Source organism: Actinacidiphila glaucinigra, from assembly GCF_035918135.1.
GTDB classification, from domain to species: Bacteria; Actinomycetota; Actinomycetes; order Streptomycetales; family Streptomycetaceae; genus Actinacidiphila; species Actinacidiphila glaucinigra.
On record NZ_CP109144.1, the window covers coordinates 6,105,677 to 6,124,950 of the forward strand.

General features: G+C 72.0%; 24 protein-coding genes and 1 tRNA gene. 12 read left to right on the forward strand and 13 right to left on the reverse strand.

What is annotated here, in order from left to right; all coding sequences use genetic code 11:
• Positions 1-69: 69 nt before the first annotated feature.
• Both OIE69_RS27440 and OIE69_RS27445 read right to left on the reverse strand, forming a co-directional pair.
• Positions 70-879 carry a hypothetical protein gene (locus OIE69_RS27440; protein WP_326576493.1) on the reverse strand — a complete coding sequence of 270 codons (810 nt, stop codon included), beginning with the start codon at positions 877-879 and terminating at the stop codon, positions 70-72.
• 22 nt (positions 880-901) lie between these two features.
• Positions 902-1,303 (reverse strand): NUDIX hydrolase, encoded by a 402-nt coding sequence (locus OIE69_RS27445; RefSeq protein WP_326576495.1) that lies wholly within the window; start codon positions 1,301-1,303, stop codon positions 902-904.
• A gap of 150 nt (positions 1,304-1,453) precedes the next feature.
• On the opposite strand from OIE69_RS27445, the gene OIE69_RS27450 reads away from it, so the two are divergent.
• A complete protein-coding gene (locus tag OIE69_RS27450) occupies positions 1,454-2,014 on the forward strand; it encodes an HD domain-containing protein (protein ID WP_326576497.1) in 561 nt (186 codons plus the stop codon).
• Here OIE69_RS27450 and OIE69_RS27455 read toward each other — a convergent pair.
• From OIE69_RS27455 to OIE69_RS27470, 4 genes are read right to left on the reverse strand one after another with little or no spacing between them, the layout of a single operon-like run.
• Positions 2,002-2,472, reverse strand: coding sequence for an NUDIX hydrolase (locus OIE69_RS27455; protein ID WP_326576498.1), 471 nt, complete (start codon positions 2,470-2,472; stop codon positions 2,002-2,004). The two genes, OIE69_RS27450 and OIE69_RS27455, sit on opposite strands and share 13 nt — an antisense overlap.
• A gap of 32 nt (positions 2,473-2,504) precedes the next feature.
• Positions 2,505-2,978 carry a YxiG-like protein gene (locus OIE69_RS27460; protein ID WP_326576500.1) on the reverse strand — a complete coding sequence of 158 codons (474 nt, stop codon included), beginning with the start codon at positions 2,976-2,978 and terminating at the stop codon, positions 2,505-2,507.
• A gap of 9 nt (positions 2,979-2,987) precedes the next feature.
• Positions 2,988-3,341, reverse strand: coding sequence for a hypothetical protein (locus tag OIE69_RS27465; protein ID WP_326576502.1), 354 nt, complete (start codon positions 3,339-3,341; stop codon positions 2,988-2,990).
• A complete protein-coding gene (locus OIE69_RS27470) occupies positions 3,338-4,018 on the reverse strand; it encodes an XRE family transcriptional regulator (protein ID WP_326576504.1) in 681 nt (226 codons plus the stop codon). Before OIE69_RS27470 ends, OIE69_RS27465 begins: the two co-directional genes overlap by 4 nt.
• Before the next feature lie 213 nt (positions 4,019-4,231).
• Between OIE69_RS27470 and OIE69_RS27475 the strand changes: the two genes are divergently transcribed.
• From OIE69_RS27475 to OIE69_RS27520, 10 genes are all read left to right on the forward strand, one after another.
• On the forward strand, positions 4,232-4,582 hold the full coding sequence (locus OIE69_RS27475; RefSeq protein WP_326576505.1) for an SCO3933 family regulatory protein: 351 nt from the start codon (positions 4,232-4,234) through the stop codon (positions 4,580-4,582).
• Between the two features lie 3 nt (positions 4,583-4,585).
• Entirely contained in the window at positions 4,586-5,944 is a 1,359-nt protein-coding gene (locus OIE69_RS27480; RefSeq protein ID WP_326576506.1) for an FtsK/SpoIIIE domain-containing protein, read from the forward strand.
• 18 nt (positions 5,945-5,962) lie between these two features.
• On the forward strand, positions 5,963-6,610 hold the full coding sequence (locus tag OIE69_RS27485; RefSeq protein ID WP_326576507.1) for a DUF2637 domain-containing protein: 648 nt from the start codon (positions 5,963-5,965) through the stop codon (positions 6,608-6,610).
• 19 nt (positions 6,611-6,629) lie between these two features.
• Positions 6,630-6,821 carry a mobile element transfer protein gene (locus OIE69_RS27490; protein WP_326576508.1) on the forward strand — a complete coding sequence of 64 codons (192 nt, stop codon included), beginning with the start codon at positions 6,630-6,632 and terminating at the stop codon, positions 6,819-6,821.
• A gap of 11 nt (positions 6,822-6,832) precedes the next feature.
• Positions 6,833-6,988: a hypothetical protein gene (locus tag OIE69_RS27495; RefSeq protein ID WP_326576510.1), complete on the forward strand. Its 156-nt coding sequence runs from the start codon at positions 6,833-6,835 to the stop codon at positions 6,986-6,988.
• 18 nt (positions 6,989-7,006) lie between these two features.
• A complete protein-coding gene (locus OIE69_RS27500; RefSeq protein WP_326576512.1) occupies positions 7,007-7,324 on the forward strand; it encodes a SpdD-like protein in 318 nt (105 codons plus the stop codon).
• A gap of 85 nt (positions 7,325-7,409) precedes the next feature.
• Positions 7,410-7,595 (forward strand): hypothetical protein, encoded by a 186-nt coding sequence (locus OIE69_RS27505; RefSeq protein ID WP_326576514.1) that lies wholly within the window; start codon positions 7,410-7,412, stop codon positions 7,593-7,595.
• Positions 7,543-8,979 (forward strand): replication initiator protein RepSA, encoded by a 1,437-nt coding sequence (repSA, locus tag OIE69_RS27510; RefSeq protein WP_392567575.1) that lies wholly within the window; start codon positions 7,543-7,545, stop codon positions 8,977-8,979. The genes OIE69_RS27505 and repSA overlap by 53 nt, the downstream gene beginning before the upstream one ends.
• Positions 8,976-9,167, forward strand: a complete 192-nt coding sequence (locus OIE69_RS27515) for a helix-turn-helix domain-containing protein (RefSeq protein ID WP_326576518.1) — start codon at positions 8,976-8,978, stop codon at positions 9,165-9,167. Before repSA ends, OIE69_RS27515 begins: the two co-directional genes overlap by 4 nt.
• Positions 9,167-10,321, forward strand: a complete 1,155-nt coding sequence (locus OIE69_RS27520) for a tyrosine-type recombinase/integrase (protein ID WP_326576520.1) — start codon at positions 9,167-9,169, stop codon at positions 10,319-10,321. The genes OIE69_RS27515 and OIE69_RS27520 overlap by 1 nt, the downstream gene beginning before the upstream one ends.
• 68 nt (positions 10,322-10,389) lie before the next feature.
• Here the strand turns inward: OIE69_RS27520 and OIE69_RS27525 are convergent.
• Both OIE69_RS27525 and OIE69_RS27530 read right to left on the reverse strand, forming a co-directional pair.
• Positions 10,390-10,464: transfer RNA gene (locus OIE69_RS27525), tRNA-Val, on the reverse strand.
• Between the two features lie 64 nt (positions 10,465-10,528).
• A complete protein-coding gene (locus tag OIE69_RS27530) occupies positions 10,529-11,779 on the reverse strand; it encodes a cytochrome P450 (protein WP_326576522.1) in 1,251 nt (416 codons plus the stop codon).
• A gap of 361 nt (positions 11,780-12,140) precedes the next feature.
• On the opposite strand from OIE69_RS27530, the gene OIE69_RS27535 reads away from it, so the two are divergent.
• On the forward strand, positions 12,141-13,310 hold the full coding sequence (locus OIE69_RS27535; RefSeq protein WP_326576524.1) for a steroid 3-ketoacyl-CoA thiolase: 1,170 nt from the start codon (positions 12,141-12,143) through the stop codon (positions 13,308-13,310).
• A gap of 59 nt (positions 13,311-13,369) precedes the next feature.
• Here the strand turns inward: OIE69_RS27535 and OIE69_RS27540 are convergent, their stop codons facing one another.
• From OIE69_RS27540 to OIE69_RS27560, 5 genes are read right to left on the reverse strand one after another with little or no spacing between them, the layout of a single operon-like run.
• Positions 13,370-14,272, reverse strand: coding sequence for an ECF transporter S component (locus OIE69_RS27540; protein WP_392567684.1), 903 nt, complete (start codon positions 14,270-14,272; stop codon positions 13,370-13,372).
• Positions 14,224-15,837 (reverse strand): ABC transporter ATP-binding protein, encoded by a 1,614-nt coding sequence (locus tag OIE69_RS27545; protein WP_326576529.1) that lies wholly within the window; start codon positions 15,835-15,837, stop codon positions 14,224-14,226. The genes OIE69_RS27540 and OIE69_RS27545 overlap by 49 nt, the downstream gene beginning before the upstream one ends.
• Positions 15,834-17,510 carry an energy-coupling factor transporter transmembrane component T gene (locus OIE69_RS44785; RefSeq protein WP_392567576.1) on the reverse strand — a complete coding sequence of 559 codons (1,677 nt, stop codon included), beginning with the start codon at positions 17,508-17,510 and terminating at the stop codon, positions 15,834-15,836. Before OIE69_RS44785 ends, OIE69_RS27545 begins: the two co-directional genes overlap by 4 nt.
• Complete coding sequence (locus OIE69_RS27555; protein WP_326576531.1) at positions 17,507-18,130, reverse strand: SCO2322 family protein; 624 nt, start codon at positions 18,128-18,130, stop codon at positions 17,507-17,509. The genes OIE69_RS44785 and OIE69_RS27555 overlap by 4 nt, the downstream gene beginning before the upstream one ends.
• Complete coding sequence (locus OIE69_RS27560) at positions 18,127-19,263, reverse strand: prenyltransferase/squalene oxidase repeat-containing protein (RefSeq protein WP_326576533.1); 1,137 nt, start codon at positions 19,261-19,263, stop codon at positions 18,127-18,129. The genes OIE69_RS27555 and OIE69_RS27560 overlap by 4 nt, the downstream gene beginning before the upstream one ends.
• Positions 19,264-19,274: the final 11 nt, after the last annotated feature.

Consider the following 19,274-nt stretch of genomic DNA (forward strand, 5'->3'; position numbering starts at 1 on the left):
CAAGCATCACCCGGCGTCAGACCGGCGGACTTATCGGCTCGGCAAGTGCGTTGGGCTGAGTCGGGTGGCCTAGAAGGGCGGGTCGTCGCTGCAGCCGGACTGTTGGTCGTCGATGGAGACCGCATCACCCCACGGCGATCCATCTTGTTCTGTCGGCCGCGGCGGACGAACGTCGGTAGGTCGCATGAGGTCTTCGTAGGGCTCACCCCAAGCCTTGAGGCCGTCGATGGCGCTGTGTCGGTAGTACTGGGGGCGTTCGCAGGTCGCCAGCAGATCCCGGGCACGGATGGCTAGGTCAGGGCGGTGGCCTGCCAGATCGGGGTGTTGGGCGAGGAAGATGGCTGTCATGAGGGCCGCGTGACGCACGGCCTGCTTAGCGTCGTCCAAAAGGGGGGCCACTGCCTGGAAGAACAGTGGCCGCAAGGCCCGTACCGCCTCGATCTCCGGTGAGACCTCGCCCCGCCTCAGTAGCTTGCCGTACAACTCGTCGTCGGTGTCGTAGGCCAGCGACGCCAGCCATTCGAGCAGTTCCGCACGGAGCAGGCTGCGCCGTTCCCCTCCGACTGGATGTTCCCAGGAGTAGTAGGTCCCTTCGACCTCGGTACTTGGCTCGGGAAGGATCGCGGCGATGAACAACGCCGCGGGCACCGTGGCCGGGGAGACGCCGTTTGAGTGGCGCAGGCAATCGAGGTCCTTGTCCATGACGCGCGCGTGGACGATCGGATCGGTACCGCGCAGGGCCGCCAGCGAAGCGGGTACGTCGCCTGCTGGACCCCACAGGTGCTCCAGACTGGCCCAGTCGGTGTCGCGGAGGATCGCTTCCGGCTTAGGCAGAGACCGCATCACCGCAGTCGTGGTGTGCTCTGGTTCGCTCGTCACCGGGACATGCTACGGAGGGCCATCAGGCGGGGTTCAGGCGCTTGCCATCGTGGCTCCGCACATGGGGAGCCTCGCCATCGAGGGCGTCGAGCAGTCGGACTGCAAAGACTTCGGACATGCGCTCGGCGACTTCTTCGGGCGTGAGCCAATCGATGGCCGTGGACTCGTCGGAGGTGCGCTCGGTGCCGCCGGAGGGCTTGCACCGGAAGACCAGGGCGACGACGCCGCGGGTGGTGTTCTTGTAGACCCCGGTCAGCTGGTCCACCTCGACGTGGATGCCGGTCTCTTCCCAGACCTCGCGCTTGACCCCGTCCTCGGGCGACTCGTCCAGTTCCAGGACGCCGCCCGGGAGCTCCCAAGTGCCGTTGTCGGCACGGCGGATCGCCAGAAGCCGGCCGTCTTCGCGCACTACGGCTCCGGCCACGGATACCGAGTGCAGTGGTGTCGTTGACGCCGATACCTGGGATGTACTCACCTGCTGAAGCGTAGAGGGGCGAGGTTCTATTGCACCTTGATCAACTCATGGAGCTCCAGGACTGTCGAGTGTCCAAGGTGCTCGGCTACCGTGCGGTCCATGCCTTCTGCGCTGGACACGCCCCAGGGAGCGGCCGAACTGGCCGAGTCGTTGTTGCCGCCGCTTGGGAACCGATGGCTGCATACGCAGGCCGTTGCAGCGCGTGCCCGCGAGGTGTCCGCGGCCGTGCCGGCGGATGAGCGTGATCTCCTCGTGGCCGCCGCGTGGCTGCACGACATCGGCTACGCCCCGGAGCTGCGAGACACCGGCTTTCATCCGGTCGACGGTGCTCGGCACCTGGAATCTCTCGGTGCACCCGACCGGCTCGTGCGCCTGGTCGCCCATCACTCGGGCGCCGTCTATGAAGCGGAACAGCGGGGACTGTCGGTGGAGCTGGCCGTGTATGAGCAGGAGGACTCTCCGTTGCTCGATGCGCTCATCTGCGCCGACATGACGACGGGTCCCGCCGGCCAGGCCTTCGACTTCGAACAGCGCATGGACGAGATCCTGGTCCGGTACGTGCCGGGCAGCGAAGTGCACACGGCGATCAGCAACGCGCGCCCGTACCTGCGGGCAGCTGTCGAGAGAACGCAGGCCCGTCTCGTCGATCAGCCGATGTAGGGCTCGGCGCGACTGGCCAAGCCATGGTCGATCCGCATCCGCATCGACGGGTGGATGTTCAGCTCGCCCAGCTTGCTCGGGGGTACGAACGCCACTTCCTTGCTCTCGCTGCTGGTGCGGAGCTCGCCGCCGGTGATGCGGGCGTGGAAGCAGATGGAGAACTGTTGCCGCACCTCGCCGTCGTCGTAAGCCATGACGTGGGCCGGGTTGGTGTAGATGCCGACCAGGCCAGTCACCTCTACATCGAACCCGGTCTCTTCCTTCGTCTCCCGCACGGCTGCGGCCAGCGCGGACTCCCCGACGTCGACGCCTCCGCCTGGCAGTGCCCACAGGTTGTTGTCGGTCTTGTGGATAAGCAAGATCTCCCCGGCCTCGTTGAGCGCGACCGCCGTGACCGAGGGCACGATGCTGTTCGCTTTCGGGGCGCTTGGGTCGTTGAAGTAGTCGACGCGGGCCATGTGTCCAGCCTCGCACACACGACCTGCCTCCTTCAGTGCGTGGTGAAGGGGGCGTATCCGGTCGGAACCTCACTGACGCGCAAGTCAGAGAAGAGCAAGGTCAGACGGTGCGCGTTCGTCTCGATGCAGACCTCATGAAAGTCGAGCCCGGTGGCTCGGGACCAACGACGAGCCGCTTCTGACTCAGGGAGAATCGACGCGCCCGGGTACATGCAATGCCACTTGACGCCCCAGACATAACCATCGAGGTCGGCAGCCGTCTCGTGGTCGATGAGGCGGTCGTCGAGGGAGGCACGCCAAGTCTCGGGCGGCACAGAAGACTCGCACCGGGCCTCGACGCAGTACCTGAAGAGGTACCTCCGATGGGCTGGCTCGACGCCGGTTTGAGGATCCGCAGTCATGTAGACGATGACTTCGTAGTCGCGCATGTAGTCGGCGTATCCGTGGTCCACGACAGCGTGATCGAAGGCCTCATCCAGCAGTCGTTCCAGTTCAGCGACGTCCATGCCGCCGTTCTACCTCACGTGACCAGCTCTCCGCAGTGAGGTATCCGCCGGTGCTGACCGGTACTGCGGCTCCAGCGATCTCCCGTCCAGGACCTCGATGTCGACGATGACCGTACCGGTAGGGTCGAGGCTGAGCCAGATCACTACTTCGTCGTCCTCCTCCAGCTGGCAGATGTAGGGAGTGGGCGAGCCTTGGGGAGCCGTCAGAAGGTTGTCGCACGTGGCGGAGCAGGTGCATACGCCGTAGTACCGAAGCGTCGGGATCTGCTCGCTGAGGACCCCGCCATCCGGCTCGAGCAGGCGCAGGATGTCGGCGGCGAGCTCCGGAAACACCTCGGCGAACAAGGGCAGGTCGGCGGTCATCGGACGGCGGGAGTCCCGCACTCCCAGGCGTAATCGAAGCTGCGCATGTAGTGCCGGAAGGTGCGGGCGCCGGGCAGATAGCGGAAGTGCAGGACCGGGTTCTGGCCGGCGGGAGCTCCGAGGACGTGCGGGTTCACCAGGACGTCGTCGTCGAATCGGTAGATGGAGTTGTACAGGATCGTGTCGTGCGACCTGACCTCCACGCCTGGTGTGGCCATGGTCGGTTCGAGGTAGCGGCGCGTGATCCGGGCTCGCGCGGCCAGGTCCCCGCCGATCCCCTCCTCATCACCGCGCTGACGGACCGCATCCGAGTCCGGGTCGCCCAGCAGTATCCGCACCTGCGCGCCGGCGGCGGCCTTCTGCGCCAGCTGGTCGGGGAGGTCGGGGTGGCTGTCGAAGAGGAACAGCCCTGCGTAGACCAGGATCTCGACGTGGCTGGTGGCCTGCTCGATCAGCGATGACCACAGGGCCGCCGGGACCGCTCCGCGGTGCGGGTAGTACGTGATCAGCTCGGACGTGCTCGCCGTCTCGGCCTGTTTCTGGACCGATGGCCACACGTAGACCTCGTCGACACCGAGGAAGCTCGCCGCCTTCCAGCGGTGGCCCCGGTGAGGTGTGCGGTTGGTGGTGATCCAGCGCTCCACGCTCTTGGGATCAACCCCGACGTGGTCCGCCACGGACTGGATGGTCTCGCCCTTTGCCGAAATCGCCGCGCGTAACCGCTCGTTCGCCATCGTCGTGCCCTTCTGGGGGGACGCCAGGGACGTTTTGACGATAGCTCAGACGTCCCCAAACGTCCATACGGACCGCGATGCGTCCACTACCTCTCGCGGTCTCATGAAGTCACCGCCGAACGACGGCGGAACGCCTACTCCAACAGGAGACAGACGATGCGTCAGATCCCCGTGGACACCTCCGCCGCCTCCGTGATGGTGGCCCAGGCACCCCAGCCCAAGGTCCGCGACCGCCGTACCGGTGAGATCGCCACGGACGCCGAGACCGGCGCGACGATGATGACCGTGGACGTGATGTTCGCGGCGAACGGCGAGGTCGAGATCCTTTCGGTGGCCGTACCGGAGCCGGGCATCTCCGGTGAGCTGGTGATGGGCACGCCCGTCGCGCTGACCGGCCTGGTGGCCCGGCCGTGGGAGAACGAGTTCAACGGCCAGCGCCGCCATGGCATCAGCTTCCGCGCGGTTGCGGTCACCTCGCTCGCCGCCGGCACCGCGAAGGCGGCCTGACCCATGACCCGCTTCACGGTCGCGCTGCTGCTGGTCGTCGCCACCGCTCTGGTTCTGCGGTGGCGGCGCCCCGCCTGGTACTGGCTGACGTTCGGGGTCTCGCTTGCCCTGCTCCGGGTGGCCGTCCGCTACAGCTCGGTGATGGACGCCTGCGGGCTGACCGTCCCCCCGTCCCGCTGGCGCTTGGCGCTCGCCCGGGCCGCCAACCGCCCCATGCCGGGGCCGAGGGCTCCCCGCGTCCTGCGCGTGCGGCCGACCCGAACCGGCCTGGTGCTGCGATTGAAGATGCGCCCCGGACAGGACGCCTTCGACTTCGCGGCGGCCTCCGACCGACTGCGGCACTCCTTCGCCATGTACGCGGTCACCGCCCGCGAGATCCGCTCCGGTGTGGTCGAGCTGCGGATGACTGGCTACGACGTCCTCAAGCGGGTGCAGATGCCCGCGAAGGTCGACGCGACACCGATGCGCGTACCTGTCGCGCTGCGCGATGACGGGGAGGTCCACTACCGGGATTACCGGAAGGTGCCGCACGCGCTCAACATCGGCGCCACGCAGTCGGGTAAGTCCGTCTATCAGCGCAGGCTCGTCACTGAACTCGCCAAGCAGCATGTCGCACTGGTCGGCATCGACTGCAAGCAGGGCGTCGAGCTTTCCCCGCTGGCCCGCCGGTTCTCGGCGCTGGCCGACAACCCCGACACCGCCGCTGACCTGCTGGACGCGCTCGCAGACCGCATGACGGACGTCTACCAGCTCATACGCCGCGAACAGCGCGTGAGCGCCGACATCCCCGACGCGGAGATCGCCGCCGACATCTGGGACCTGCCCGAGCACCTGCGGCCCGTGCCGGTCGTGCTCCTCATCGACGAGGTGGCGGAACTGGCCCTTTACGCCACCAAGGAGGAAGAGAAGCGCCGCGACCGGATCATCACCACCCTGGTCAGCCTCGCCCAGCTCGGCCGCGCCGCCGGCATCTACGTCGAGGTGTGCGGACAACGCTTCGGCTCCGAACTCGGCAAGGGCATCACCATGCTCCGCGCCCAGCTCACCGGCCGGACCGCACACCGGGTCAACGACGAGACCAGCGCCAACATGGCATTCGGCGACATCGCCCCGGACGCCGTCCTAGCTGCGATCCAGATCCCCACCGAGACGCCCGGCGTCGCCGTCGCAGCCGACTCCGCCGGCGGCTGGGTCCGCACCCGGACACCGCTCACCTCGCTGCGGCACGCGGCCAACGTCTGCAACCGCCACGCGGACCTCACACCGGAGCTTCCCGAACTCGCCGCCTTCCGGCCCGCCCTGCCGCCCGTGATCCCGCCCAAGCCGCTCCACGCACCCGCCCAGCTGACCGAAGCGGCCTGACCTCGGAGGAGAACGATCATGCGGTCTCTGCGCGTGGACGCGGTGCTCGTGCAAGCGGTCATCGCAGGGGCACTGTCCTTCGCCCACCTACATGACCTCGCCGCCGCAGCCGGACAGAGCGGCTGGAAAGCCTGGGCCTACCCCATCAGCGTTGACCTGCTTCTCGTTGCCGCCTGGCGACGGCTCCGCATCCTCCGCACCGACGGCGCACCCGTCCGCGCCGCATGGCTGTGGTTCGCGGTGGCCCTGTCCGCATCCCTCGGGGCGAACATCGCCACCGCGGGGCTCCTCGACCTGGACCACGTACCCGACTGGCTGAGCATCCTCGTCGCCGGATGGCCTGCCCTGGCCTTCCTCGGCGGCACCCTCCTGGTCCACGCCCCCGGCCCCCGGCCGCAGCCGACTCCTGCTGAGACCGAAGCGACCGGCGTTGAACGCGCCCCCGAGTCCGTGCCGGAAGCCGTCGAAGCGCCCGCCACCGCCCCGGCACTGCCCGCGCCCCCGCCGGCCACCCCCGCAGTCCCGGCCGCGCTCGTCGCCCACGCACGCAAGGTCGCCGACGAACACCGCGCCCGTACTGGTGCACCGATCGACACCGACACCCTGCGCGTCCGTCTCGGCGTCCCTGCGCCGATGGCCGACGCCATCGCCGCCCAGCTCACCTGACCTTGAAGGGAGACACCCCATGCCCGCCCGTGACTACTTCCACTCGGTTCTACGGATCGGCCCGGTACAGATCGGGACCCACCGCGACCGCCACGGCCGAACCAAGCACGCCGCGGTGTGCACCAACGACCGCTGCGGCTGGTCGGCCGACTACTCCAGCTCCTCCGCCGCCCAGCTGGCTGCCCGCACCCACCGTTGCAAGGTCGTTTAGGAGGCCCCGGCATGGACGTCCCGCTCTGGTTCGCCCTCATCGTCGTCGGCTACCTCGGCTGCAAGCTCGCACGACCGCCCATGTGGCTGGTCCTGGTGCTGCTGCTCGGCGGCTACCTCATCGCGGACAGCCTGCTCGCCCCCGTCGTCGACTCCGTCATCAAGTAACCCGAGAGGAGAACAACCATGTTCCGCCCGACCATCCCGACCAACCCCACCCCGACCGGCGCCGTCATCCCGCTCGACACGCGATCGACGGTCTCTCAGGAAGTCTCAGAGGTCACGGTGACGACGCCCGTGCCTGCTGCTCCCGCCCCGTCGCGTCCCGTCGTGCAGCTCACTCCAGGCGCCCTGGTCGCGCTCGTCGGCGGCGGGACCGCCGTGGTTCTGGTCGTCGGCGCCGTCCTGGTCTCGATGCTCCTGGCGGTCGCTGTCACCGCCGCTTCGGTCGCGGTCTGCGCCGTCGTCCTGCGATCGCTGATGACCTCGTACAACCGCCGCTGACCGGCCGCCGGGTGGCGCACACGCCGCCAAGCACGACGCCACCCGGGGCCGTCCCTCCCGACCGCAATCGAAAGGAACCCCCATCATGACCGACTCCGGACGCACCGCGCCGCGGATCTGCCCGGCCTGCGACGGCTTCGCCTCCGCCGCCATCACCCTCGGCGGCCGCGACCGGCACGGCCACCTGCGCACCCTCACCGTCCACTGCCCGGCCTGCCATGGCACCGGCACCCTCCGCCCCGTTCGGACGCGGGAGGGCGCCCGTGCCTGATACCGCGACCCTCGCGGGCCTGGACCCGACCACCCTGACCGACCTGCTGAGGGTGGCCGGGTCCCCGGGCTTCCACCGCTGGGAAGACCAGATCCGCCGCACTGGCGGCTGCTCCGACCCCATCCACCTGACCGGCTGGACCCTCACCAAAGACAAGACCAGCGGCGAGACCCTGCACCACTACTCCACCGAGAACGAACCCGGCGGACGGCTCCGCATCGCCTGCGGCAACCGCCGCGCCTCGCGCTGCCCGGCCTGCGCCTGGACCTACGCGGGCGACACCTACCACCTCATCCGCGCGGGGCTTGCTGGTGACGAACGGCGGGAGATCCCTGGCACGGTGCGGGATCACCCGAGGGTGTTCGCCACCCTCACGGCTCCGTCGTTCGGGCGGGTGCACAACCGGCCCGACTCCGGACGCTGCCGCTGCGGCACCCAACACCCCGCCGACGATTCGACGCTGGGGACCGCGCTCGACCCGGCCACGTACGACTACGCGGGGGCGGTGCTGTTCAACAACCATGCCGGGAAGCTGTGGCAGCGCTTCACCAATCGACTCCGCCGCGAGATCGCCGCCCGTGCCGGCCTCACCCAACGCGCCATGTCAGAGGTCCTGCGCGTCTCCTTCGGCAAGGTCGCCGAGTTCCAAAAGCGCGGCGCCGTCCACTTCCACGCCGTCATCCGCCTCGACGGCCCCGAAGGCCCCGATACCGAGCCGCCATCCTGGGCCACCACGGGGTTACTGGAAGACGCCGTTCGGGCCGCTGCCCACCACTCCTACACCTCGATCAGCGTCCCGGCCGCCGGCGACCAACCGACGCGGACCTTCCGCTGGGGCGCCCAGCTCGACGTCCGCCCGGTCAAAGCCTTCGGGGACGGCTCGGACATCACCGAGCAGGCCGTCGCCTCCTACGTCGCCAAGTACGCCACCAAAGCTGCCGAGAACACCGGCACCCTTGACCGCCGTATCGGTGAACTCGCCGAACTCGACCGCCACGGCGTGCCCGACCACGCCCGCCGCCTCATCCAGGCCTGCCGCGACCTGGACGACCTCTACCCCGACCGGCGGCTGTGGGCCTGGGCACACATGCTCGGCTTCCGCGGCCACTTCTCCACCAAATCCCGCGCCTACTCCACCACCCTCGGCGCCCTGCGCCAGGAACGCGCCGACTACCGCGCTGCCCAAGAGCACGGGGACCTCGGCCTGGAGGACATCGAGCCAGACACCGTCCTGGTCCTGGCCGACTGGCAGTACGCCGGCCACGGCCACACCCCTGGCGAATCCGTCCTCGCCGCGTCCATCGCCCGGGACATCCGTATCAACCGCGAAACCGCCCGCGAAGCCCTGCGCGACCAACTGGCCCTGGAAGGAGCCGCAGCATGACGACCACGACCGCGGAGTTGCTGACCGTGCCGGAGGTCATGGCGCGGCTCAAGCTCGGACGCTCCACCGTCTACGACCTGATCCGGTCGCGCCGCCTGGTCTCCATCACCATCGGCCGCGCCCGCCGCATCCCCGCCGACGCCGTGCGGGACTTCATTGCCCATGAGACCGAGGAGGCCGCTGCCTGATGCCCGGACAGCGCAAGCGCAACCCGAACGGCGCCGGCACCATCACCAAGCGCAAGGACGGCCGCTACCAAGCCGCCGTCTACGTCCTCCAGCCGGACGGCACCCGGGCCCGCAAGTTCGCCTACGGCAAGACCTGGGCCGAATGCGACACCAAGCGCCGGGACCTACTGGCCAAGGTGGAGTCCGGCATCCCCGTGCCCACCCGATCCGCCAAACTCGCCGAGTGGCTGCCGTACTGGCTGGAGAACGTCATCAAGCCCCGGCGGAAGCGCACAACGTTCGCCAAGTACGAAGTGCACGTCAGGCTCTACCTGGTGCCCATGCTCGGCGCCAAGAAGCTGGACGCCCTGAGCGTCGCCGACGTCCGCCGCTTCCTCGCACGTCTGGAGCAGCAGACCACCGCGGCCACCGCGAAGGAGTCCCACAAGGTGCTGCGCTCGGCGCTGTCGGCTGCCTGCCGGGAGGAGCTGATCGCGCGCAATGTGGTGTCGCTCGTCGAGCCGCCGCACGTGGAGCAGCGCGACCTGTCGCCGTGGTCGCTGGACGAGACGCTCGACTTCCTCGCGGCGGCCCGGACCGATCCGCTCTACGCGGCCTTCGTCATCGCCATCGCGCTCGGCTTCCGGCGCGGCGAGATCATCGGTCTTCGCTGGCAGGACATCGACCTGGAGCAGCGCGTGATCCGGGTCCGCAAGCAGCGTCAGCGCGTCCACGGGGAGGTGTACGACGACGATCCCAAGGGGCGCCGCCGCAAGCAGTCGCTTCCCCTGCCGGCGATGTGCGTGGCGCCCCTGCGGTGGCAGCGGATGCGCCAGGCGGCCATGCGGGAGCGCGCGGGGGAGCAGTGGACCGAGAGCGACTACGTCTTCACCACCCGCACGGGTCGGCCGGTCGAGCCGCGCAACCTGTACCGCTCGTTCACGCGCGTGGCGGGAAGCGCCGGGCTTCGCGTGATTCGGCTGCACGACGCCCGGCACGGCTGCGCCACGCTCCTCACCGCGGCCGGCGTCGCGCCCCGCGTCGTGATGGAGATCCTTGGGCACTCCCAGATCGCCGTCACGATGAACGTCTACACGCACGTCGTGCAGGACACCCAGCGGGAGGCCGTGAGCCACATGGACCGGCTGCTGCGGAGGCGTCCCGGCCGCGAGTGAGCGTGGCCGTTGATGTCAGATCTGGATGTCAAAGACCCCCAGCCATGACCGGCTGGGGGTCTTCTCACTGGTGGGCGTGGACGGTTTCGAACCGCCGACATCTGCCTTGTAAGGGCAGCGCTCTACCGCTGAGCTACACGCCCGCTGGACATGCGAAAGCACACCCTACCCTGCCATACCCGGTGACCGGCAAACGCGCGCCCAGGGTCAGGTGTAGGTCACACGGAGTTCCTTCACGCCGTTGAGCCAGGGGGAGCGGAGGCGGCGGGGCTGGGCCGCGAGGCGGATGGCGGGGAGAGTGTCGGCGATGGCGTTGAAGATGAGGTCGATCTCGAGGCGGGCGAGGCTGGCGCCGAGGCAGAAGTGGGGGCCGCCGCCCCCGAAGCCCAGGTGGGGGTTGGGGTCGCGGGTGATGTCGAAGGTGTCGGGGGCCGCGAAGACCTCGGGGTCGTGGTTGGCGGAGGCGTAGAAGATGCCGACGCGGTCGCCCTCGCGGATCTTCGCGCCGCCCAGCTCCGTGTCGTGGGTGGCGGTGCGCTGGAAGGAGGTCACGGGGGTGGCCCAGCGGACGATCTCGTCCGCGGCGGTGCGCGGGCGCTCGGCGCGGAAGAGGTCCCACTGCTCGGGGTGGGTGAGGAAGGCGTGCATCCCGTGGGTGATGGCGTTGCGCGTGGTCTCGTTGCCGGCGACGGCCAGGACGAGGACGAAGAAGCCGAACTCGTCGGTGGTGAGGTTGCCCTCGTCCTCGGCGGCGACGAGCTTGGTGACGATGTCGTGCGCGGGGCAGGCCTTGCGCTCGCTCGCCATGTTCATCGCGTAGGAGATGAGCTCGATGGAGGACTCGGTGCCGACCTCCTCGGTGATGGCGAGCTCGGGGTCGTCGTAGCCGATCATCTTGTTGGACCACTCGAAGATCTTGCTGCGGTCCTCCTGCGGGACGCCGATGAGTTCGGCGATGGCCTGGAGGGGCAGTTCGCAGGCGATGTCGGTGACGAAGTCGCCGGAGCCGTGGGCGGTGGCCCCGGCGACGATGTGTTCGGCGCGGCGGCGCAGGGTGTCCTCGAGGGCGCGGATGGCGCGGGGGGTGAAGCCGCGCTGGACGATCTGCCGCAGGCGGGTGTGCTCGGGCGGGTCCATGTTGAGGATGATCAGCTGCTGGGCGTCGATCCGGTCCCGCTGCATGTGCTCGTTGAAGCGGATGATCGCGGTGTTGGTGCGGGAGGAGAAGGTCTCGGGGGTGGTGGAGACCGTCTTGACGTCGGCGTGGCGGGTGACGGCCCAGTAGCCGTCGTCCCCGAAGCCCGCGATGCCGTGGGGCTGGGGGATCCAGGAGACGGGCGCGGTGTGCCGGAGCGCGGCGAACTCCGGGAGCGGTATGCGCTCCTGGTTGACGTCCGGGTCGGTGAAGTCGAAGCCGTCGGGGAGGGCAGGGCAGGAGGGGGGCGGCGTGGCGGACATCGGCGGCTCCTGGTCCGGGTGGTCCGGCGTACTCCGGGTCGTGGTCCGAGTCGTGGTCCGGGTCGTGGTCCGGGTGGTCCGGCGGCCCGGATCTCCGTGGTGGTCTCCGGGGTTTCCCCGGGTGGTGGTCCGCGGACGTCCCCGCAGCACACTGTCTGACGCTCCATCAGATATGTGCCTGTGGACGGTAGCCCCGGCCCCTTCAAGTCGCAAGGCCCGCGGCGGTGCGGATCGGCCGGTTTGGTGCACGACCCTTGCGCCCGCGTACCGCCGGTAATCAGACTGCTGGGCGGAACTAGAACGCGTACTAGTTCTGCCGCGGGCGCCGGGACGCCCCGCGGCCGAGGAGAGGACGAGGTACATGGCCGCTGAACCCGTCATCGTCGAAGCTGTACGCACCCCCATCGGCAAGCGCGGCGGCGCGCTCGCCAATCTGCACCCCGCCTACCTGCTCGGTGAGACGTACCGCGAACTGCTCGGCCGCACCGGCATCCAGCCCGATGCCGTGGAGCAGATCGTCGGCGGTACGGTCACCCATGCCGGGGAGCAGTCGATGAACCCGGCGCGCAGCGCCTGGCTGGCCTGCGGGCTGCCGTACGAGACGGCCGCGACGACCGTGGACTGCCAGTGCGGCTCCTCGCAGCAGGCCAACCACATGGTCGCCAACATGATCGCGGCCGGCGTGATCGACATCGGCATCGGCTGCGGCGTGGAGGCGATGTCGCGGGTGCCGCTCGGCAGCGGCTCCAAGCACGGGCCCGGCAAGCCCTTCCCAGACGAGTGGAACGTGGACCTGCCCAACCAGTTCGAGGCCGCCGAGCGCATCGCCCGGCGCCGCGGGCTGACCCGGGAGCACGTGGACCGGCTCGGGCTGCTGTCGCAGGAGCGGGCGGGACGGGCCTGGGCCGAGGAGCGCTTCAAGCGGGAGACCTTCGCCGTGCAGGTGCCCACGACGGAGGAGGAGCAGCTCGCCGGCCAGGGCATGTGGCGGCTGGTCGACCACGACGAGGGCCTGCGCGACACCAGCATGGAGGCGCTGGGCGGGCTGAAGGCGATCATGCCGACGGCCGTGCACACCGCGGGGAACTCCTCGCAGATCTCGGACGGCGCGGCGGCCGTGATGTGGGCGTCCAAGCGGATGGCGCGGGCGCTCAAACTGCGGCCGCGGGCCCGGATCGTGGCGCAGGCGCTGGTCGGCGCGGACACGCACTACCACCTGGACGGACCGATCGACGCGACGCGCACGGTGCTCGGCAAGGCCGGCATGACGCTGAACGACATCGACCTCGTCGAGGTCAACGAGGCCTTCGCCTCGGTGGTGCTGTCCTGGGCGCAGGTCTTCGACCAGGACCTGGAGAAGGTCAACGTCAACGGCGGCGCGATCGCCCTCGGTCACCCCGTGGGCGCCACCGGGGCCCGGCTGATGGCCACGGCGCTGCACGAACTGGAGCGTGCCGACAAGGAGTTCGCGCTGATCGTGATGTGCGCGGGCGGGGCCCTCGCCACGGGCACGATCATCCAGCGGATCTGACCCGGCGGGGTGCGCCCGCCCCTCCTCGCCGGCGCCGGCCCGTTCCCGCCGCCGGACCGTCAGCGCGACTGGGGCGGCGCGCCCGGCACACCGGGCGCGTCCCCCTCGCCGAAGGCCACCGGCGCGCCGAACGCGGCGCGCCGGGTGGCCCGGCGCAGGGCGCGCAGCACGAACGGGCCCAGGGTGAGGACGAGGACCGCGGTCAGCACGGCACGCGGGACGTCCCAGCCCAGCGAGGTGGCCAGGCAGTACGCGACGAAGCGGGCGAGGTTGTCCGGGAGCGGGTCGCCCGGCACGAAGGAGACCCCGGAGGACGCGCCGCCGAGATACGGCCAGCCCTGCAGGTTCATGATCGTCCCGTACGCGATCGAGGACACCGCCCCGTACCCGGCGAGGAGGACGAGTTCGCCCCGGCCGCGCAGCCGGGCGGCGCCGGGGAGCAGGCCCGCGCCGAGCGCCACCCAGCCCATCGAGAGCATCTGGAACGGCATCCACGGCCCGACCCCGCCCGTGAGCAGGGCCGAGGCGAACATCGTCAACGCCCCCAGCGAGAAGCCGAAGCCGGGGCCGAGCACCCGGCCGGACAGCACGACGAGGAAGAACATCGGCTCGATGCCCGCCGTGCCGCCGCCGAGCGGGCGCAGGGCCGCGCCCGCGGCGGCCAGCACGCCCAGCATGGCGACGGACTTGGCGCTCAGGCCGTCCTCGTCGTCGGCGATCGTCGCCATGACGACGGCGAGCAGCAGCGGCAGCAGCAGTGCGAACAGCCAGGGCGCGTCCCCGCTGTGGGCGAGCCCGGAGCCCGGGTCGGCGAGCAGCGGCCAGCCGAACGCGGCGACGCCGATCGCGGAGACCAGCGTCAGCGCGGCGACGGCCCGCCCGCCCAGCCGGACCGCGCGTGGCGGACGCGCGCTCACGCCGTCCCCGCCAGGGCCGCCCCGACCTGGCCGACCGTCAGCCAGGGCAGCGGGCCGAGCACCTTGGCCACCTGCGGGGCGAAGGCGGGGGAGGAGACGACGACCTCGGCGGTGGGACCGTCCGCGACGAGGTCGCCGTCGGCGAGGACGACGACGCGGTGGGCGAGTTCGGCGGCGAGTTCGACGTCGTGGGTGGCGAGGACGACGGCGTGGCCGTCCGCCGCGAGCGCGCGCAGGTGCGCGGCGAGACGGGCCTTGGCGGCGTAGTCCAGGCCGCGGGTCGGCTCGTCGAGCAGGATCAGCGGGGGCCGGGCGGTCAGCACGACGGCGAGGGCGAGCGCCAGGCGCTGCCCCTCGGACAGATCGCGCGGGTGGGTGCCGTCGGCGACCCCGGGCAGCAACTCGCCGACCAGGGCGCGGCAGGTGCCGGGGGTGGCGCGGGCGTCGGCGTCGGCGGTGGCGCACTCGGCGGCGACGGTGTCGGCGTACAGCAGGTCCCGGGGGTCCTGCGGGACGAGGCCCACGCGGCGGATCAGCTCCGCGGGCCTGGCGCGGGACGGCTCCAGGCCGCCGACGTTCACGCTGCCCGAGGTGGGTGCCCGCATCCCGGCGAGGGTGGACAGCAGGGTGGACTTGCCCGCGCCGTTGCGGCCCATGAGTGCCAGGGTCTCGCCGGGCCGTACGGCCAGGTCCACCGCGCGCAGCGCCTCGACGCGGCCGCGGCGGACGGTGAGCCCGGACACGGCGGCGACGGGCTCGCCGGTGGCGGGCGCGGGCGGCGGGGGCGGGGTGCGGCCGGCGAGGCGCTCGCGCAGCGGGGCGGCGGCGCGGCGGGCGTCGCGCACCGACAGCGGCAGCGGGGACCAGCCGGCGAGACGGCCGAGCGCGACGACCGGCGGACGGACCGGCGAGAGCGCCATGACCTCGGCGGGCGGCCCGGAGACCGGGGCGGCGCCCCCGCCCGGGAGGAGGACGACCTGGTCGGCGTACTGCACGACCCGCTCCAGGCGGTGCTCGGCCATCAGCACGGTCGTCCCCAGGTCGTGGACGAGCCGCTGCAGGACGGCGAGGACCTCCTCGGCCGCGGCGGGGTCGAGCGCGGACGTCGGCTCGTCCAGCACCAGGACCCGCGGGTGGACGGTGAGGACCGAGCCGATGGCGACGCGCTGCTGCTGCCCGCCGGAGAGGGTGCCGATCGGGCGGTCGCGCAGGTCGGCGAGGCCGAGCAGGTCGAGGGTCTCCTCGACGCGGCGGCGCATCACGTCGGGGGCCAGGCCGATCGACTCCATGCCGTAGGCGAGTTCGTCCTCGACGGTGTCGGTGACGAAGTGCGCGAGCGGGTCCTGGCCCACGGTGCCGACGACATGGGCGAGTTCACGCGGCCGGTGGGTGCGGGTGTCGTGCCCGGCGACGGTGACCCGGCCGGTGAGTACCCCTCCGGTGAAGTGCGGCACGAGGCCGGAGACGGCGCCCAGCAGCGTGGACTTGCCCGTGCCGGAGGGCCCGACGACCAGGCAGAGTTCGCCCTCGGGGACGGTCAGGTCGACACCGGCGACGGCGGGCCCGGCGGCGCCGTCGTACGTGACGGAGACCTGCTCGAAGCGGATCACGGGCGGGCTCCCTTCAGGTGCGCGGGCAGCAGCCCCAGCAGGACGGCTGCCGCGGGCCACAGCGGCAGCGAGGGCGCGGTCAGCGGCACGACGGGCGGGTCCAGGCCGGCGGGGGAGGCCGCGGCGGCCCAGATCGTCAGCGCGGCGACGGCCGCCCCCGAGGCGGTGATCAGCCATGCCGTCGCGTCCCAGCGGTCGGGGCGGTACCGGGTGCGTACGGAGCGCCGCCCGCCGAGCCGCAGCCCGGCGACGGCGGCGGCCAGTCCGGCCAGCAGCAGGGGCAGGCCGTACGCGGCCCCGGTGGCGGCCAGCAGCGCGTACGTGCCCGCGCACAGTCCGAGCAGCCCGCCGAGGGTGAGCGCGACGGTCGCCCGGCGCACGGCCGGCGGCACAGCGGCGGTGCGTCCGTAACCGCGGGCGTCCATGGCGGCCGCCAGGGCGACGGAACGCTCCAGGGCGCCCTCGAGCACGGGCAGGCCGACCTGGAGCAGCGCCCGTACGCCCTTCTCCGCGCGGCCCCGCAGTCTGCGGGCCGTCCGCAGCCGCCGGACGTCGGCGACCAGATGGGGCGCGAACGTCATCGCGACGACCACGGCGACACCCGCCTCGTACAGGACGCCGGGCAGCGACTTCAGCAGCCTGGCCGGGTTGGCCAGCGCGTTCGCGGCACCGAGGCACGCCAGGAGGGTGGCCAGCCGCATGCCCTCGCGGAAGGCGAACCACAGCCCCTCGGCGGTGACCCGCCCGCCGAGACGGACGCCCTGCGCCCAGTCGGGGAGCGGCACTTCGGGGAGGGTCAGGACGGTGTGCGTGCCGGGGATCGGGGAGCCCAGGACGACGGCGAAGACCAGCCGGATGGCGACGACCACCAGGCCCAGGCGCAGGAACGCGGCGTACGACCGCGACCAGGGCGTGTCCGGCACCCGGCACACGGCCACGACGTAACCGGCGACGGCGGCGAGCAGCGCGAGCAGCGCCGGATTCGTCGTCCGCGACGCGGCGGTGGAGAGCCCCAGCGCCCACAGCCACCACGCCCCGGCGTGCGGTCCCCGCGCCCGGCCCGCCGGCCGCGGGCCTGCGGCGCCGGCCTGCCCGGCGCGTTCCGGCCGCCCCAGCGGCCCCCGCAGGCGGCCGGAGCCGCCACCGCCTTCGGTGCCGCGGCGGAGGGGGTGATCGTGGCTGCCCGCGGGCACGATCGCCCGCCGGGGCCGGACCGCCGCGCCGGAGCGGTGGGTGTCCGGGGTGGGCAAGGCGGGGGCCGCCGGGGCCTCGGTGGCGGTCGGGCCGGGCGTGCGTGGTTTCCCGCCGGAGCCGGGGGTGGTGGCCGGCCCGATCGACACCGGTGTGCCGCGGCGGGGTGGCCGACGAGCAGCGGGGGTTGCCGTGCGGGCGTCCGGGGTGGACGAGTCGTCGCGGCGATCGCGGAGGCGCAGCAGAGACGGCAGCGCGAGGGACCGCGATGCCCTGGACCGTCCGTCGGTCGCGTTGGCCCTGCGTGGTTCGCCGGGGGTGTCACCGGACGGCAGGACTGACCGCTGCTGCGGCCGGAGCGGAGCGGCGGCGCCGGAACGGCGGGTGACCGGGGTGGGCGAGCCGTCGCCGGTGCGCGGGCGCAGCAGGGGAATCAGGGCGAAGGCCCGCAGCGGGCGGGGCAGGGGTGTTCCGGCGGTCACGGGCGGTCGCTCCGGCGGCGGCGGACCTGCCAGGCGGCGGCCGCGGCGACGAGGAGGACGACTCCGGCGGCGCCGTACGTGCCGAGCGCGGGACCGGGGGAGGAGGTGGGGGCGGGGGGTGCGGCGGCGTCGGCGACCTGTTCGCCGCAGCCCTTGGCGGGGTAGCCGGCGATGGCGCAGACCAGGCCCGCGGAGTTGTAGCGGAGCGGGGGCGCGACGGCGGCCAGGGCGTCGGCGGAGGTGGCGTCGGCGGCGACGCGGGCGCAGGCGGTGCGGCCGGCCGGGGCGTCGGCGGCGGTGCCGAAGTCGAGCAGCAGGGCGACCCGCTTGGTGCCCGGGCGGGCCGGGGTGCCCTCGCAGACGGCGGCGAACCGGGCCGTGCCGCGGGGGCGGGCGGCCGAGTCGGCGTCGGGGCTGACGCCGAAGCGCCAGCCCTCCACGGCACCGTCGCCGGGGCGGCTGAGGGCGGGCCCGGTCTTGGCGTACGCCCAGGCGCCGGTGGCGGCGTCACGCTGCCAGAAGGACCAGTACCGGTAGCTTGCCGCCTGCGCGGGCGTCGCGACGAGGGCGGCCAGCAGGGCCATGAGGAGTGCCGCCGCCGTGAGGGGCGGCCGCCTCACAGCCGGTGCTTCCGGCCGGCGAGCAGCACCCCGATGCCGATGCCGGCGACCAGGCAGGCGCCGACGATCCACCACACCGAACTGCCGCCCGAGGACTCGGGCTTCTGCTCCGCGACCGGGCCGAGGGCGCTGAGCCGCGTGATGTGGTCCCGCATCGGGTTGCCGGTGGCGTGTGCGGCGAGGGCGAGCTGCGCGAGGGCGGTGGGATTGTCCTTCGCCCAGGCACCGGAGTTGGCGGCGAGCCAGTTGTAGGCGCCCTTGGCGGCGTCGAGATGGCCGCCGGCGGCGAGGGCGATGACGGCGTCGGCGGTGGTGCCGAAGTCGGGGGTCTTCTGGTCGGAGCCCGGGGTGACGGCGTCGAAGTGGCTTCCGCCGGCGGTGAGCCGGGCCGCGAGCCAGGCGGCGCCCGCGTCGGAGGCGCTGCCGCCGCACCCGCTGCGCACGGGGACGTCGCGGCCGGGGGCCTCGACGACGAGGCCCGCGCCCTCGGCGCCGCGCACGGCGTCGGCGGTGGCCTTGGCGTTGGCCGCGAGGTCGCCCGACTTGGGGTCGGGCTGGTAGGCGAACGCGCCGCCGTCCTTCTTGCCGCAGGCCAGCTGGAGGGAGCGCAGCGCGTCGTAGGGCGACAGGCCGTCGGTGGTCACGGACTTGACGTCGGTGCCGGCGGCCTTGAGGCCGCCGATGACGACGCCGGTGGAGTCGGCGTCGGAGGCTCCGCCGGGGTTGTAGGACCAGCCGCCGTCGCGGTTCTGCACCTTGGCGAGCCACTCGGCGGCGCGCTTGACGGGGAAGTCCTGCCCGTGGACGGCGAGTGCCTGGACGGCTATGGCGGTGGCGTTGGTGTCCTCGGTCTTCGGGTCGCAGGGCGCCGTCGGGTCGGGACGGTACGAGGCGAATCCGCCGTCCGCGCACTGCTGCCCGGCGAGCCACTTCACCGCGTCACCGGCCGGTTCCGTGTCGGCCGCGTGCAGCGCCAGCAGCGCGTACGACTGGCGCCACACGCCGTCGTACGTCGGGTCGGCGTCCCCGTACAGCGCGGCGGGGGCCGCCGCGGGCGAGGGTGACGGCGACGCGGCTATGAGGAGCGTGCTGAAGGCGGCCAGGGCGGCCGCGGCGGTGCGGCGCAGGTGCATCGGGTGGTGCC

What these genes read in the sequence shown, in the direction of transcription:
- OIE69_RS27480 (WP_326576506.1), top strand. Translation starts at nt 4,586, where the DNA reads ATGACCCGCTTCACGGTCGCGCTGCTGCTGGTCGTCGCCACCGCTCTG.
- repSA (WP_392567575.1), top strand. Translation starts at nt 7,543, where the DNA reads ATGGCACCGGCACCCTCCGCCCCGTTCGGACGCGGGAGGGCGCCCGTG.
- OIE69_RS27460 (WP_326576500.1), bottom strand. Translation starts at nt 2,978, where the DNA reads ATGGACGTCGCTGAACTGGAACGACTGCTGGATGAGGCCTTCGATCAC.
- OIE69_RS27490 (WP_326576508.1), top strand. Translation starts at nt 6,630, where the DNA reads ATGCCCGCCCGTGACTACTTCCACTCGGTTCTACGGATCGGCCCGGTA.
- OIE69_RS27520 (WP_326576520.1), top strand. Translation starts at nt 9,167, where the DNA reads ATGCCCGGACAGCGCAAGCGCAACCCGAACGGCGCCGGCACCATCACC.
- OIE69_RS27535 (WP_326576524.1), top strand. Translation starts at nt 12,141, where the DNA reads ATGGCCGCTGAACCCGTCATCGTCGAAGCTGTACGCACCCCCATCGGC.
- OIE69_RS27495 (WP_326576510.1), top strand. Translation starts at nt 6,833, where the DNA reads ATGGACGTCCCGCTCTGGTTCGCCCTCATCGTCGTCGGCTACCTCGGC.
- OIE69_RS27455 (WP_326576498.1), bottom strand. Translation starts at nt 2,472, where the DNA reads ATGGCCCGCGTCGACTACTTCAACGACCCAAGCGCCCCGAAAGCGAAC.
- OIE69_RS27485 (WP_326576507.1), top strand. Translation starts at nt 5,963, where the DNA reads ATGCGGTCTCTGCGCGTGGACGCGGTGCTCGTGCAAGCGGTCATCGCA.
- OIE69_RS27475 (WP_326576505.1), top strand. Translation starts at nt 4,232, where the DNA reads ATGCGTCAGATCCCCGTGGACACCTCCGCCGCCTCCGTGATGGTGGCC.
- OIE69_RS27515 (WP_326576518.1), top strand. Translation starts at nt 8,976, where the DNA reads ATGACGACCACGACCGCGGAGTTGCTGACCGTGCCGGAGGTCATGGCG.
- OIE69_RS27530 (WP_326576522.1), bottom strand. Translation starts at nt 11,779, where the DNA reads ATGTCCGCCACGCCGCCCCCCTCCTGCCCTGCCCTCCCCGACGGCTTC.
- OIE69_RS27505 (WP_326576514.1), top strand. Translation starts at nt 7,410, where the DNA reads ATGACCGACTCCGGACGCACCGCGCCGCGGATCTGCCCGGCCTGCGAC.
- OIE69_RS27560 (WP_326576533.1), bottom strand. Translation starts at nt 19,263, where the DNA reads ATGCACCTGCGCCGCACCGCCGCGGCCGCCCTGGCCGCCTTCAGCACG.
- OIE69_RS27500 (WP_326576512.1), top strand. Translation starts at nt 7,007, where the DNA reads ATGTTCCGCCCGACCATCCCGACCAACCCCACCCCGACCGGCGCCGTC.
- OIE69_RS27465 (WP_326576502.1), bottom strand. Translation starts at nt 3,341, where the DNA reads ATGACCGCCGACCTGCCCTTGTTCGCCGAGGTGTTTCCGGAGCTCGCC.
- OIE69_RS27450 (WP_326576497.1), top strand. Translation starts at nt 1,454, where the DNA reads ATGCCTTCTGCGCTGGACACGCCCCAGGGAGCGGCCGAACTGGCCGAG.